Raw genomic sequence first — 15,211 nt, forward strand, 5'->3', positions numbered from 1 at the left:
CCACGATGGGGATGCTCGCCAAAATGGGCGGCTCTCTGCTCGTAGGGGCACTGGTCGGCGCTGCCCTCACAGCGTTGGTGGCGGCTGCCGTCGTGGCAACGGTAGCGACCGGTGGTTTAGGGTTTGCGGCGGTACTGGCCATCGGCTTCGGCGTCAGCGTCGCGATGGAGGCTACTGGGCTAAACGGATTTATAGACAACCAGATCAATCGAGCGGTCGACAAGTTCATTCCACCTTCAATCGAAGGCAAGATCACTAGCGGGGCGCCCAACGTCACATTCAATTCGCTGCCGGCGGCGCGTGCTGCCTCACCAGGCGACCTGGATGTCATCCATTGCGGGAAGCATTCATCCGGCGCGCCGCCCATGTTGGCGCAGGGTTCCGACAATGTCTTCATCAACAGCCAACCAGCCACACGCATCGGCGACATGACCACCTGCGGTGGAACCATCGCCGAAGGTTCCGCCGATGTATTCGTTGGCGGCGGCACGCTCACCGTGCGTGATATCAAGGATGAACGTCCTTGGTGGATTACCGCCCTGGGTGTTGCGATTGGGGTGGCGCTGGCCCTGTGCGGGCGCGGAAAGCTAAATATCTCATCGCTGAAGGCTGCGCTGCCTTGCCTCTTGATGAACATGGGTGCATCAATGCTCGGAACCTACGTCGGCAGCAAGATCCGTACATTCATTGGCAATCCGGTCAACGTGATCACAGGCGGCAAGGTGTTGCGCGAGTCTGCAGACATTTTGCTGCCTGGCCCGATTCAACTTGGGTGGAGTCGCTTTTACAGTAGCCATGATACCCGCGATGGCGGTTTGCTTGGGCGGGGCTGGAGTGTGCCGTTCGAGGTGTCCTTGACGCTGGAGCGCACGCACGACGGCGAACTTTGCGCTGTGACCTATTGCGATGCACAGGGACGTCAGATACGTTTCCCCGCAGTGATGCCAGGAGAGAGTCACCTCAGCACGGCCGAAGGCTGCTATCTGATATGCACGGAGCTTGGTCACTACCTGGTCGAAAGTGTTGACGGCATTTATCGGGATTTCGGCATTCCGGATGCGGGCTTTTCCGGCACCTTGGCGCTACAGCGCATCGAGGACCGCAATGGCAATTGGCAAGCGCTCGATTACGCTGAGAATGGCAGGCTTGTCGCATTGCGCGATGGATGTGGACACAGGCTCGAACTCCGGTACGATGGAGGTGATCCGCGTCGCGTTTCGGCGATCGTCCTGACTGACCGCGCTGATGGCGTGGCCCATGAAGTGCTGGTGCAGTATCGTTACACCAGTGAGTATCAGCTGGCCGAAGTGATCGACCGCACGGGGACGCCGGTGCGCAATTTTGCTTACGCTAACGCGCTGATGATCGAGCACAATGTGCCCGGCGGCTTGCGCTGCTGCTACTCGTGGGAAGGTCGCGGTGCGGAGGCGAGGGTGGTGCGCCACTGGACCAACGATGGCGAACAATACACCTTCGATTACGATATTGCGCGAGGACGTACGCAAGTGCGCGACCAAATCGACAGGCTATATCAATGGGAGTGGAATGACGATTGCCAGCCAACCGCGTATACCGATGCTGAGGGGCACACTTGGCGCTACACTTGGGACCGGAACCGCCAGCTAGTCGAATTTTCCGATCCAGCTGGAAACCGCACGCGCTTCGAATATGATGAGCTTGGGCGGGAAATCGCCGTTATCAATGCGCTGGACCAAATTGAGCGCACGCAGTGGCATGAACGGTTCGACGTGCCGCGCGCGGAATGGGATGCGGCCGGCAACCGGTGGAGTTACGAATACGACCAGCGCGGAAACTTGATCCTGACGACTGATCCAGAGGGCTATCAGACGGAGCAGGTTTACGACGAGAGGGGCCTGCCCCATACGATTTGCGATGCGCGCGGGGGGTATAAACACCTCGAATGGAATAGATGCGCGCAATTGTCCGCTTATACCGACTGCTCCGGGAAACGCACCAGTTTCACATATGACGCGCGCGGCCATCTGATTAACGTCACCAATGCCTTGGGCGGCGTTTCACGCTACGAAGTTGACGTGCTGGGTCGCGTCACAGCAACCATCGCGCCTGATGGCAGCACCCAGCGCTTCCGTTACGATAGCCTCGGCAGGATAAGTGCGCGAATAGATGCTGCTGGCCGTGTAACCGAATACCACTGCAATGGGCGGGGTCTGCTTCAGCGCCGGATCGACGCGATGGGGCGTGGTGTGTGCTTTAAATACGATGCGGCGTTCCGGCTTGCAGAGTTGGTCAATGAGAACGGAGAGTCCTATCGCTTCGCGTACGACCGCAACGATAATCGCATCGAGGAGCGCGGCCTCGACGGCAGCATCAAACGTGTCGACTACGATGTGTGTGGCAACGCGCACGCGATCACCGATGCGGCTGGAGAAGCCGATGCGATAACTATGCGGCTGGAGCGGGACGCGCTCGGACGTGTAGTCGTCAAGCATGCAAGAGGTAGAGGCATCTCATTCAGGTACGGGAAAACAGGACGGGTGGTGCAGGCGCAGTCGTTTACCGATAATGGGTTGCGGCGTGTCATCCATGAAGACGTCAGCTTCACCTACGGCAAACGTGGGGAGCTGACAGGCGAGACTGGCCATCTGGGCACACTAACCCATGAGTACGATGAACTGGGAAACCGGTGCGCGACGATACTGCCTGATGGGCGTACGATCGGGCGTTTGCATTACGGCTCCGGGCATTTGCACCAATTGAATATCGATGGCGAGGTCATCAGCGATATCGAACGTGATGACTTGTACCGTGAGGTAGTTCGCACCCAAGGTGCGCTGTCGACGCGCTACAGCTATGACGCCATGGGGCGCAAGCGCTGGGAGCAATTCGGCGATGCGGCCGGTCTCAAGCCGGCATTGCGCAAGGAATGGACGTACGACCTGGCCGGCGAGTTGACGACAAAGCGTCATTCGCGCCAAGGATCCAGTACGTTTGCCTACGATCCGCTTGGCCGTATCACCAGCGCGACGCACGAGGCGCAGCGCGAACTATTCCGCTGGGATGCGGCAGCCAATATGGTCGACAGCAACCAAGGCGGGGGCTACGTAAAATATAACCGCGTCCAGGTTCTCGAGGATAAGCGTTTCGAATATGATGTCCACGGCCGTTTGGAGAGCAAGCGAATCGGGCGTCACACGGTTCAGCGCTTCAGCTACGATGGCGAGCATCGGCTGGTCCAGGTGGAAACCAACCGCGATGGCGTACGTCAAGCCGTGCACTTCGACTACGATCCGCTGGGGCGCAGGATCAGGAAGCATGACGATTTCGGCACGACGCACTTCCTGTGGGATGGTGTTCAGTTACTGCAAGAACAGCGTGGCAAAGATGTGGCGACGTACGTATATGAGCCAGATAGCTTCGCCCCGCTGGCGCGATTTGATAGCGCGCTGGTGAGCGAATGCCGGAATGCGGCGGCCAATGATCCCGCCACCGAAATGCAGCCCGATATACTGCAGCGTGCGGTGTACTATTTTCATAACGACGTTTCAGGCCTGCCAGAAGAAATGTCGACCGCATTGGGCGATATCGTGTGGGAAGCCAAATATCGGACTTGGGGAAATGCGGTTACGGAAACGTGGGCGCCTTCGGCCGGTGGGGGCGGCTGCCCGTTGCCTCAGAATTTGAGATTTCAAGGACAATATCTCGATCGCGAGATCGGCCTCCATTACAACACGTTCCGTTTTTATGATCCGGATTTAGGCACGTACATATCGGGGGATCCGATAGGCATACTGGGTGGTAATAATCTGCATCAATTTGCCGCGAATCCGATTCGATGGGCCGATCCGTTAGGCTGGTATAACGGCGAGGGTGTACGCGGGTTAGGTAAATACCATACCTTTCACGAGCACGTCCTTTCGGTAAATGAGTATAAGCTGTCCGATGACTACCATTTTTCGAAAGCGAACGAGTCTGTGTATCAACGGTTGCAAACCGATCCAGAGTTCCGCCGCACATTGCAAACCAAGTATCCGGGGGTAATTGAGCATGTTCAACCTTCGTCAACTGGAAACTTTAGTGGGGATTCACCACCTGGGATGACATGGCACCATGCTGATAAGCCGGGATCGCTTGTGTTGGCAGACAGGTTGGACCACAGAAAGTTCGCCAAAATTTACCATCCTGATGGTACCGGGGGGCGTAATAAATGGGGTGGGGGAACAGGCTGCAGGTAGTGACAGGCTCCGGAGAAACATCATCAACATGAGGAATCAAAATGGCAACAACCTATCAAGGATTTATGGCGTTGAGAAACGCTGTCGAGGAATTTCCTGCAGCGGGGCGCATCTTCACGAAGCCAAAAATAGACAGGGCGACGATCATGGATGCAGAGTTCGTCGTGATTCCGAGCCGTGAGGTAGATGGATATACCGAAGAGAACGGGAGACGAATCCCTAATGTGCTGGCCGGGAAAGGGTATTTCTCATGGCTGGAGGCGCCAATAGTTCAAGATATCATTGTTGATCGACTCGAGCGCGATGCGAAAGCGCCGATCAGCGATATTGTTGATGCGGTCTTCTATTATGATGAGTATGACACCTTCAAGGATGCAGATTGATTCGTTTCATCCTTTACTTGTATGGCCTGTAGGAGCGCTGCAGCTGGTTCAGGCGTGCACCAGCGCGTGGTGCAGCGCTTCGCGGTCGCCGGCCGAGGGCTGGTACAGATAGTTGAATTTTCCGGACACCATGGTCGCCACCGGCAGGCCGTCGCGGAACAGCAGGCGGTTGCCGGCCAGCGCGGGGACCTTGTCGCCGGGTAGCAGCGTTCCGCACAGGTTGAGCGGGTCGATGCCGGAGACGCATACCAGGCTGCCGTCGTGCTTGCGGCGGCGCGTCTCGCGCAGCAGCGGGATGGCTTCGGGCAGGGCGAATTGTTCGCCCGACAGGCCGGCGATGAAGCGGCCGCCGCGTATTTCGCCGCGCGCCTCGAGGCGATGGTAGACCGGCAGCAGTTCGCGCCATGAAGGCATCCACGAGGGTTCGCGCTCCAGCAGGCGCCAGAACATCACGCCGTAGCGGCACAGCAGCGTCATGGCGATGTGTTCCAGCGTGTCGGGCGCGGTGCGTGGTGTGCGGGCCGGTGGCGTGGCGCGAGTGGCTGCGATGCTGCTGCCGGCGTTGACGGTGCCATCGGCCTTGGCGGTGGCGTCGGCCATGGTGCCGCCTCCGGCGCCGGCTTCCGCGATTTCGCTTACGCGTTCGCGCACGGTGACGCCGTCGCCGCGACGCACCAGTGCCCAGCGTCCCGCTTCCTCCATCGACGGCGCGGCGCCACGTTGGCGGCGCTTGTCGTTGCTGGCGCGCTTGTTCGCGGGCAGCAGCATGGCGCGCAGGCCGGCGTAGCTGTCGGCGTTGACCAGGCCTGTCGCCACCAGTTCGCCCAGCGTGTTTTCCAGTTCCACCGGCAGCAGGCGCGCTTCGTGCGCCAGTTCGTCGAAGAACATGGCGCCTTCGCTGCGCAACGCGGCCAGCACGCGCGCGGCGCGCGGCGATACTTCGACTTCGGCGGCGACCACCGGCAGCGCGTGCCACAACGCCAGCTGGCGGCGCGGCAGCAGCACCAGCGGCGTGTTGCGCACAGGCCCGCCGGCGGCGCTGGACGGTGCGCCGATGCGCGTCCAAACCAGTTTGCCGCTGCGGCACAGGTCATCGAGCCAGGATTTTTCGTAGTCCCGCATGCGCAGCGATAGCAGGTCGCTTTCCCACGCGCCTGCGCCGGCTTCGTAGCCTTCCAGCTGGGCGAGCAGCAGCGGCAGCGAGTCTTCGCCTTGCAGTTGGGCGTCCGGCGACAGGTGCTGCCAGTCGAACAGGAAGCGCATGAAGTCCTGGCGCTCGACTGGTTCGATTTCGCGCCGCAGGCTCTTGATGGTGTAGCGGTGGATGCGCGCCAGCAGGTGACGTTCGCACCATTCTTCGGTTTTGGCGCCCGGGGTGAAGCGGCCGCGCATCACGTAGCCTTCGCTTTCCAGCTGCGTGAGGGCGATGGTGGCGGTGCCGGTCGAGAGGCCCAATGCGCCGGCAATGGCGTCCACCCTTTGCGGTCCGAAACCGCTAAGCCGCGCGCGCAGGATTTCGACCAGCGCGTTGTCGGCGGTCCAGGCGTCGGCGTCGGCGGGCGGTGCGTCCAGCGGTGGCGTGGCCTTCGCTTGCGGATAGGCGGCGCGCAGGCAGGCAAGGCGTTCCAGTGGTACCCAGAGGTCGATGCCGTCCGTTGCGGTCGCAATCGTCTCGCCGCGCAGGCGCGTGGCGCGTCCGCCGGCGGCCAGCGCGTCCAGCCAGGCGGGCCAGCCTTCGTTGGACGCCGCTTCCGTTTGCGTGATGCAGGCCAGCGACATCAAGGCTTCATGCATTTCGTCGGCGTTGCGCACGCTCGGCCAGGCTTCCTCGGCCACGCTGGCGATGGCGCCGGCGTCGAGCGCGCCCAGGTCGTCGGTGGACGCCGGATCGGTCCAGCGCCGGTTGATGACGGCTTGCGTGCGGCGTTCCTCGATCGGCGCGTCGTCGAGGAAGAAGTAGGGACGGGCGTTGAGGATCTCCATCGCCAGCGGCGACGGCGCCGGCAGGTCGCGCGCGATCAGCGTCACTTCGCCGGCTTCCATGCGGCGCAGCAGGGCCAGCCAGCCTTCGCTGTCCATGGCTTCGTGCAGGCAGTCGTCCAGCGTCTGGTCGACCAGCGGATGGCTGGGCAGCTCTCGTTCGCCGACGATGTTTTCCAGGCACGCCGCCTGGTCGGGAAAGACGGAGGCCAGCAGGTCGTCGCTCTTCATGCGTTGCAGTTGCGGCGCGACCTTGCGTCCACCTGAGTAGCGCGGCAGGGCCAGCGCGGTGGTGGCGTTCCAGCGCCATCGCACGTTGAACAGCGGCGCGTCGAGCAGCGCCTGGATCAGTATGTGCTCGGCGGTGGCCGAGCGCAGGTAGCGCCATACTTCATCCAGCGGGAAGCTGTGCGCGGTCGACAGCGACAGCACGATGGCGTCCTCGCTGGCGGCGGCCTGCAGTTCGAAGTTGAAGCTGCGGCAGAAGCGCTTGCGCAGCGCCAGCCCCCAGGCGCGGTTGATGCGGCTGCCGTAGGGCGAGTGCACTACCAGCTGCATGCCGCCCGATTCGTCGAAGAAGCGCTCCATCACCAGCGTGTCGCGGGTTGGCAGGGCGCCCAGCGCGGCGCGAGTGCGGGCCATGTATTCGACGATCTGGCGCGCGGCGTCGTCGGCCAGGCCGAGGTGCTCGTACAGCCAGTCGATGGCGCGCTCGATGGCGGCGGCGCCGTCCGCGACCGCCGCCAGTTGATGTTCGATCTCGCCGCGCAGGCGCGCCACGCCCATCGACAGCTCGTCGCTGCGGCCCGGCGCTTCGCCCAGCCAGAAGGGAATGTTGGGCGCGGCGCCATGTGCATCCTCCACGCGCACCTTGCCCGCTTCGATGCGCTGGATGCGGTAGGAGGTGTTCCCGAGCTGGAAAACGTCGCCGGCCAGGCTTTCGACGGCGAAGTCCTCGTGCACAGTGCCGACCATCTGCCCCTGCGGTTCCAGCACCACTGAGTAGTCGGCGTTGTCCGGGATGGTGCCGCCGGAGGTGACGGCGGTGAGCTTGCCGCCGCGCCGTCCGCGCAGCGCGCCGGCCACCGTGTCGCGGTGCAGGTAGGCGCCGCGCACGCCGTTGCGGCCCGTGTAGCCCTCGGCCAGCATGCGGATCACGGCGTCGTAGCTGGCGCGCTCCAGCTGCGCGTAGGGCGAGGCGCGGCGCACCATGTCGAACAGCTCGTCCTCGCCCCATTCGCGGCTGGACACTTCGGCGACGATCTGCTGCGCCAGCACGTCCAGCGGGGCGCGGGGGATGCGCAGCATGTCCAGCTCATCGCGGCGCACGCAGTCCAGCAGGGCGGCGCATTCGATCAGGTCATCGCGCGAGGTGGGGAACAGGCGGCCCTTGGGCAGGCCGCCGACCTGGTGGCCGGAGCGGCCCACGCGCTGCAGCAGCGCGGCGATGCTTCGCGGTGAAGACATCTGACACACCAGGTCGACGTCGCCGATGTCGATGCCCAGTTCCAGCGAGGCGGTGGCGATCAGCACACGCAGCTCGCCGCGCTTGAGGCGTTGCTCGGCGTCGAGCCGGTATTCCTTGGCCAGGCTGCCGTGGTGGGCCGCCACCAGCTCCGCGCCCAGCCGCTCGCCCAGGTGGCGCGCCATGCGTTCGGCCATGCGGCGCGTGTTGACGAACACCAGCGTGGTCTTGTGCTGTACCGACAGCTCGGCCAGGCGGTCGTACACGCGCTCCCAGACCTCGTTGGACATGATCGCCTCCAGCGGCACGGGCGGCAGTTCCAGGCCCAGGTCGCGCGCCCGCACGTGGCCGACGTCGACCACCGCGCAGTCGCCGCTAGCGCCGACCAGGAAGCGCGCCACCGCCGATAGCGGTTTCTGTGTGGCCGACAGGCCCACCCGCACCGGCGGTTGCGTACACAGCGCGTCGAGCCGCTCCAGGCTCAGGGCCAGGTGGCTGCCACGCTTGGTGCCGGCCACCGCGTGGATCTCGTCGACGATGACCGTGCGGACGGTCGAGAGCATTGCGCGGCCGCTGTCGGAACCCAGCAGCACGTACAGCGATTCCGGTGTCGATACGAGGATGTGCGGGGCGCGGCGGCGCATGGCGTTGCGTTCTTGTTGTGTGGTGTCGCCGGTGCGCACGGCGCTGCGGATGCCGTGGTCGGGCAATCCCATCGCGGCCAGTTCGCGGCCGATGCCTTCCAGCGGCGCCAGGAGGTTGAGGCGGATGTCGTTGGACAGCGCCTTCAAAGGCGATACGTACAACACCCGCAATTCGTCGGGCAGCGGGGCGGCGGCGCTTTCGGCCACCAGCGCGTCGATGGCGGCCAGGAAGGCGGTCAGCGTCTTGCCCGAGCCGGTGGGGGCGGCGATCAGCGTTGGCCGGCCTGACCGGATCAGCGGCCAGGCGCGCCGCTGGGCCTCCGTCGCGCCGGCGAAGGTCGAGCGGAACCACGCCGCCACGGCGGGGTGGAAGTCGTGCCACAGGTCGGCGGCGGCGGGCGGTTTGCGCATGTCAATATAGTTGGGGATGTTTCGTTGGATGTCAACCGCCGCCGGTGACGACTGTACCTGCTGGCGATGATGCGATCTGTACTCATGCGGAGGGGGCGGCGGGAATTATGCTCGACCTGACAACATAAGGAGCACCATCGCCATGGACGACAACAAACCAGCCGCCCCCGCAGGCAAGATCGAACCCTACACCCATCCGGCCGCCGGCTGGGGCGCCTTGAAGTATGTGGCGCTCAACCTGCTCAAGGAGCGGGTCAGCGGCGTCAATTACAAGTCGCTGTTTGCGCAGAACCAGCCGGATGGTTTCGATTGTCCTGGCTGCGCGTGGCCGGACCGCGAGCACAGTTCCACCTTTGAGTTCTGCGAAAACGGCGTCAAGGCGGTGGCGGCGGAATCGACCAGCAAGCGCGTGACCGAAGATTTCTTTGCCCGCCACACCGTCGCAGAGCTGCTGGAGCAATCCGACTATGAACTGGAACAGCACGGGCGCCTGACCGCGCCGATGCGCTACGACGCCGTCAGCGACCGCTACGTGCCGGTATCGTGGCAGGCGGCGTTCGCGCTGGTGGCGCGCGAGCTCAATGCGCTGGACCACCCGGACCAGGCGGCGTTCTACACCTCGGGCCGCGCCAGCAACGAGGCGGCCTTCCTGTACCAGCTGTTCGCGCGCGCCTACGGTACCAACAACTTCCCCGATTGCTCCAACATGTGCCACGAGGCGACCAGCCGCGGCCTGCCTGGCACCGTCGGCGTCGGCAAGGGCACGGTGACGCTGGACGACTTCGAACAGGCGGACACGTTGCTCATCTTCGGCCAGAATCCCGCCACCAACCATCCGCGCATGCTGGGCGAGCTGCGTGATTGCGCGCGGCGCGGCGCCACCATCGTGTCCATCAATCCGCTGCGCGAGCGGGGACTGGAGCGTTTCACCAGTCCGCAGCACCCGGTCGAGATGCTGACCATGTCCAGTACCCCGATCTGCTCGATGTTCGTACAGCCGCGCCTTGGCGGCGACTTCGCGCTGATCAAGGCGCTGGCCAAGCGCCTGCTGGAGCTGGACGACCATGCGCTGCTGCACGGCATAAAACGCGTGCTGGATGTGGACTTCATCGAACAACACACCGCAGGCTTCAACGAGTTTGCGCGGGATTTGCGCAACGAGAGCTGGCGGCTGCTGGTCGACGAATCCGGCGTGCCGCGCGCGGAGATCGAAGCGCTGGCCCAGGTCTATGCCCGCGGCGAGCGCGTGATCGCCACCTGGGGCATGGGCCTGACGCAGCATAAGAATTCGGTGCCGACGATACAGATGCTGTCCAACCTGATGCTCATGCGCGGCAATATCGGCCGCCGTGGCGCGGGCCTGTGCCCGGTGCGCGGCCATTCCAACGTGCAGGGCGACCGCACGGTGGGTATCGAGGAACGCCCGACCGCAGCCTTCCTGGACCGCATGCGGGAGGTCTTCGATTTCGAACCGCCGCGTCATCACGGCTACGACGTGGTGGCCACCATCGCCGCGATGGCCGAAGGGAAGGTCAAGGTCTTCGTTGGCCTGGGCGGGAATTTCGCCGTCGCCACGCCGGATACGCCGCTGACTTTCAAGGCCTTGCAGTCCTGCGAGCTGACGGTGCATATCGCCACCAAGCTCAATCGCAGTCACTTGATCCACGGCCGCCAGGCGCTGATCCTGCCGACGCTGGGCCGCACCGAGATCGATGTGCGGGGCGGCTTGCCGCAGGGTGTCACGGTCGAGGATTCGATGAGCATGGTGCATATTTCGTATGGCATCAACAAGCCGGCGTCGGAGGCGCTGCTGTCCGAGATCGCCATCGTTTCGCACATGGCGGAAGCCACGCTGGGCAGCGGAGCAGGGCGCGGGCGGCGCGCGCTGGCGTGGCCTGCCTACCGCGACGACTACGCGCGCATCCGGGACGATATCGAGAAGGTGTTCGACGATTTCTACGACTACAACGCGCGGATCGCGGTGCCGGGCGGCTTCCACTTGAAGGTGGCCTCGCGCGAGCGCGAATGGCACACCGCCAGCGGCAAGGCGCAATTCGTGCCGCACCAGGTCGAGCGCGACACGCCGATCGCGCGCGCCAGCATCCGCTACGGCCAGCGCCTGATGGTGATGATGACCACCCGTTCGCACGATCAGTACAACACCACCATCTACGCGCTGGACGACCGCTATCGCGGCGTGTTCGGCATGCGGCGGGTGATCTTCATCAACCAGGCCGATATCGACATGCTGGGCATGAAGGCCGGCGACTGGGTCGACGTGCGGAGCGTCTGGGAGGACGATGTCGAGCGCCGCGCCGACGGCTTCATGCTGGTGGCCTACGACATCCCGCGCGGCTGCATCGGCGCCTACTATCCGGAGACCAATCCGCTGGTGCCGCTGTCCAGCGTGGCCGACGGCGCCGGCACGCCGACGTCGAAGTCGATCCCGGTGCTGCTGTCGCCGGGCGCCATGCCGGCCAACGGCGGGAGGTGACGCCATGATCGTTCGTCCAACCGGCAACTGGTTGCGCATGTTGTTCGTATGGGACGGCTCGGTGCTCAAGTCGATTGTTCCGCAACTGCTGCTGATGCTGGCGATCAGCTCATTGGCGGTGATGACCGGCGGCCGCATCGACGGCGTCAAGATCCCGCTGGATACGGCGCCGTTTCCGCTGGTCGGCGTCAGCCTGGCGATTTTCCTCGGCTTCCGCAACAACGCCGCGTATGCGCGCTTTGTCGAGGCGCGGCAGATATGGGGCCGCATCCTGGTCGCGGCGCGGTCGCTGACGTCGCAGGCGCTCAGCTACCTGCCGCAGGAGGACGAAGGCTTCGCCCGTCAGCTGTTCGTGCGGCGCCTGATCGCCTTTGCCTACGCGCTGACGCACCAGCTGCGCGGCACCGATCCCAAGCCGGACCTGGCGCGCTACCTGAACGAGGAGGACATGGCGCAGCTGAGCGGCTTGGACTACATCCCCGTGGCGCTGCTGGACCGTTTGCGCCTGATGCTGGCGCGCGCCGCCCGCAGGGGGCAAGGGCCGGAGCAGATGCTGTGGATGCTGGACGCACAGGTCGCCGAGCTGGCGGCGGCCGTCGGCGGCTGCGAGCGTATCAGCAATACGCCGATTCCCTATCCCTACGGCGTGCTGGTGCACCGCACCGTCTACCTGTACTGCTTCCTGCTGCCGTTTGGCCTGGTGGACGCCATCGGCCTCGCCACGCCGCTGATCTCCGTGTTTGTCGCCTACACGCTGTTCGCGCTGGAGGCGATCGCGCAGGAGATTTCGGAGCCCTTCGGCACGGAGCCGAACTGCCTGGCGTTGCACGCGATGACGCGCAATATCGAACGTTCGTTGCTGGAGCAGTGCGGCCAGGCCAAGCCCGAGCAGCTCGTGCCCTGTTCGCGCTACTACATCAACTGAGGCGCGCCGTGGTCAGCTCGCGGGCCAATTGGCCCAGCATCCGCACCGCCGCCTCCACCTCGGCGGTCCAGGGATAGCTGTAGTTCAGGCGGATGCAGTGCTGGTACGCGTCGCCGGTGGCGAACATATTGCCGGCGCCGATGCTGATGCCGCGCTCCTGCGCCCTGGCATACAGCTCCAACGCGCGCACCGCCGGCGGCATGGTCACCCACAGCAGATAGCCGCCGGCCGGTTGCGACACGCCGGTTCCCGGCGGGAAAAAGCGCAGCACGGCGGCCGACATGATGCTGGCCTGCTGCGCGTAGGCCTTGCGCAGTTTGCGCAGGTGGTAGTCGTAGCCGTCGTTCTTCAGGTATTCGGCGATGGCCAACTGCGGCAGCGCGGCGGTGTTGAGCGAGTTGAGGAACTTGAGCTTTTCGACCTGCGCGCGGTAGCGCCCGGGCAGCGTCCAGCCGATGCGGTGGCCGGTGTCCAGGCTCTTGGAGAACGAGTTGCAGTGCAGGACCAGGCCGCGCGTGTCGTACTGCTTCAGGGAGCCGGGATGGCTGTCGCCGTAATACAGCTCGTGATACACATCGTTCTCGATCGCCGGCACGTCGTGCCGCGCCAGCATCTGCACCAGCGCGCGCTTGCGCTCATCGCTCATCAGGAAACCCAGCGGGTTCTGGAAGTTCGGCATCAGGATGCAGGCCTTGACGCCCTGTTCGACGATGGCGCGTTCCAGCGCTTCGATGTCGATGCCGTGCACGGCGTCGGTGGCGATTTCCAGCACCCGCATGCCCATGCGCTGCAGCGCCTGCAGCAGCGCGTAGTAGGTCGGCGATTCCACCGCCACCAGGTCGCCCGGCTGGGCCACCGCTTGCAGGCACAGGTTGATCGCCTCGGTGGCGCCGGTGGTGATGATGATTTCGGCCGCGTCCACGGTCAGGCCGTTTTCCATGTGGCGCCGGGCGATCTGGCGTATCAGCTCCGGATTCCCCGGCGGCAGGTCGGACAGCAGTTGATTCTGGCCGCCGCGCCGGGAGACGACGCCGGCGTGGTAGTTCAGCCGCGCCCACGGGAAGGGCGTCGGGTCGGGGAAGGGCGAACCAAGCGGAATGCTGCCCTGGTCGATGGAGCGCAAGGTCGTCAGCACCAGCGTGCTGGTGTCGAGAGCCGGTGCGCGCGCCAGCTCGGCGGGTGACAACGGGGCCTGCGCGGCGCTGGCCTGCGCGGCGCCATCCGGCCGGCGGCGCACGAAATAGCCGGACTGCGGCCGTGCCTCGATGACGCCGCGGCTCTCCAGCAGCAGGAAGGCGCGGACCACCGTCGAAATGCTCAATTGATGGTGCTGGGCGGTCTGGCGCACCGACGGTACACGGTCGCCTTCGCGCAGCACGCCTTGTGCGACCTGGCCGGCGATGGCATCGGCCAGCGTTTCATAGAGTTTCGCGGTTTTCATAGGTGGCAGCGTAACGGAATCCGCGTGCGGCTGCCACTTTACTTCGACCCGGCGATGCGCCGGTGTGGCTATTTGAGCCGCATCCGCTGGCCGCTGCCGCTGGACGCTTCGATCTTGTCGAGCAGGTCGTGCATCGCCAGCGCATCGGCGAAGGTGGGCGCCACGCGGGTGCCGTCCTGCACGTCGCGCGCGTAGGCCGCGTACAGGTTGGTCAACTCCAGCTGGCTGCCACCCAGGTCGCTGGGCGGCAGCCAGTTGTACGCCTCAGGGACCGGTAGCACGCGCATGGGCTGGGCGTCGCCCTGCGCGCCTTCGATGACGTTGAAGGCGTCGCCGAAGCTGGTGTGGTTGGAGATTTTCAGGTCGCCTTCGGAACCGGTCAGGTCCAGCTGCCAGCCGAAGTTGTTGCGCTTGCCCGCTTCCAGGTGGGCCGTCAGCACGGCGCCGTTGGCGAAGCTGCCGCCCACCACCACCTGGTCCGCCAGCGTGTGCGGAAGGACCGTGCCGGATTCGATCAGCGTCACTTCCTTGAACTGGTTGACCGTCAGCGCGTGGATGCTGTCCGGGTGGCCCAGCATGGTGAAGACGGCGTCGAAGAAGTGGCCGCCGTAGATCGACAGCAGGCTGGAAAAATTCTCGGCCGGGACGGTGAAGTACAGCGATTGCAAGCGCCGCTTCTGGAAGTATTCGACGCTGACGTGCAGCCGCACCGAGCGCAGTTCGCCGATGTAGCCGTCGCGCAGCAGGTCGCGCACGTAGCGGTAGTCCGGGCCGAGGCGGCGTTGCAGTCCGACGATGTGGCGCACGCCGGCGCGGTCGGCCAGTTCCATCAGTTCCTGCGATACGGCCTTGCTCGGGGTGAGCGGCCATTCGCTGTAGACGTCCTTGCCGGCGGCGATGGCGGCGCGTATCGCCCGCTCGTGGCTGGGCGCGGGATTGAGCACCAGCACCAGGTCGACTTCGGGATGGGCGACCAGCGCCTCCAGCGAGTTCAATGCGTGCTTGATGCCGTGCTGCGCGGCGACTGCGTCGGCCTTTTCCTGGCTGCGGCTGAAGATCGCGGTGATCTCGTATTGCGGCAGCAGTTTCAGGGAGGGGATATGGCCATATTCAGCCCAGGTGCCTGCGCCGACGATGCCTACGCGGATTTTACCGTTCATACTGGCTCCTTCAAAATGTGTGGAGGGCCAGTCTGACGGCATCGGTTTCGAAGATAAACGGGTTGGCGTTCCGAAGATATCGGACCGATTGTTC

Annotated in this window: 7 protein-coding genes; 4 read left to right on the forward strand and 3 right to left on the reverse strand. The window is 64.4% G+C overall.

Annotated elements, in window-relative coordinates:
* The first annotated feature begins 77 nt into the window (after positions 1 to 77).
* Both HUX88_RS27810 and HUX88_RS27815 read left to right on the forward strand, forming a co-directional pair.
* Entirely contained in the window at positions 78 to 4,214 is a 4,137-nt protein-coding gene (locus tag HUX88_RS27810; protein WP_176363858.1) for an RHS repeat-associated core domain-containing protein, read from the forward strand.
* Between the two features lie 41 nt (positions 4,215 to 4,255).
* Complete coding sequence (locus tag HUX88_RS27815) at positions 4,256 to 4,597, forward strand: hypothetical protein (RefSeq protein ID WP_147330476.1); 342 nt, start codon at positions 4,256 to 4,258, stop codon at positions 4,595 to 4,597.
* Positions 4,598 to 4,645: 48 nt separating this feature from the next.
* Here HUX88_RS27815 and HUX88_RS27820 read toward each other — a convergent pair whose 3' ends face one another.
* Positions 4,646 to 9,097 carry a DEAD/DEAH box helicase gene (locus tag HUX88_RS27820; RefSeq protein ID WP_176363859.1) on the reverse strand — a complete coding sequence of 1,484 codons (4,452 nt, stop codon included), beginning with the start codon at positions 9,095 to 9,097 and terminating at the stop codon, positions 4,646 to 4,648.
* A gap of 142 nt (positions 9,098 to 9,239) precedes the next feature.
* Between HUX88_RS27820 and HUX88_RS27825 the strand changes: the two genes are divergently transcribed.
* Positions 9,240 to 11,591, forward strand: coding sequence for an FdhF/YdeP family oxidoreductase (locus HUX88_RS27825; RefSeq protein ID WP_176363860.1), 2,352 nt, complete (start codon positions 9,240 to 9,242; stop codon positions 11,589 to 11,591).
* 4 nt (positions 11,592 to 11,595) lie between these two features.
* The gene (locus HUX88_RS27830) at positions 11,596 to 12,516 is read left to right on the forward strand and encodes a bestrophin family protein (protein WP_176363861.1); all 921 of its coding nucleotides are present in this window, start codon (positions 11,596 to 11,598) and stop codon (positions 12,514 to 12,516) included.
* On the opposite strand, the gene HUX88_RS27835 is transcribed toward HUX88_RS27830, so the two are convergent.
* The gene (locus HUX88_RS27835; RefSeq protein ID WP_176363862.1) at positions 12,509 to 13,957 is read right to left on the reverse strand and encodes a PLP-dependent aminotransferase family protein; all 1,449 of its coding nucleotides are present in this window, start codon (positions 13,955 to 13,957) and stop codon (positions 12,509 to 12,511) included. The two genes, HUX88_RS27830 and HUX88_RS27835, sit on opposite strands and share 8 nt — an antisense overlap.
* Positions 13,958 to 14,025: 68 nt before the next feature.
* Positions 14,026 to 15,117, reverse strand: coding sequence for a Gfo/Idh/MocA family protein (locus HUX88_RS27840; RefSeq protein WP_217916478.1), 1,092 nt, complete (start codon positions 15,115 to 15,117; stop codon positions 14,026 to 14,028).
* Positions 15,118 to 15,211: the final 94 nt, after the last annotated feature.

This window comes from Duganella sp. BJB1802 (genome assembly GCF_013369445.1).
In the GTDB taxonomy this organism is placed as follows: domain Bacteria; phylum Pseudomonadota; class Gammaproteobacteria; order Burkholderiales; family Burkholderiaceae_D; genus Rugamonas; species Rugamonas vulcania_A.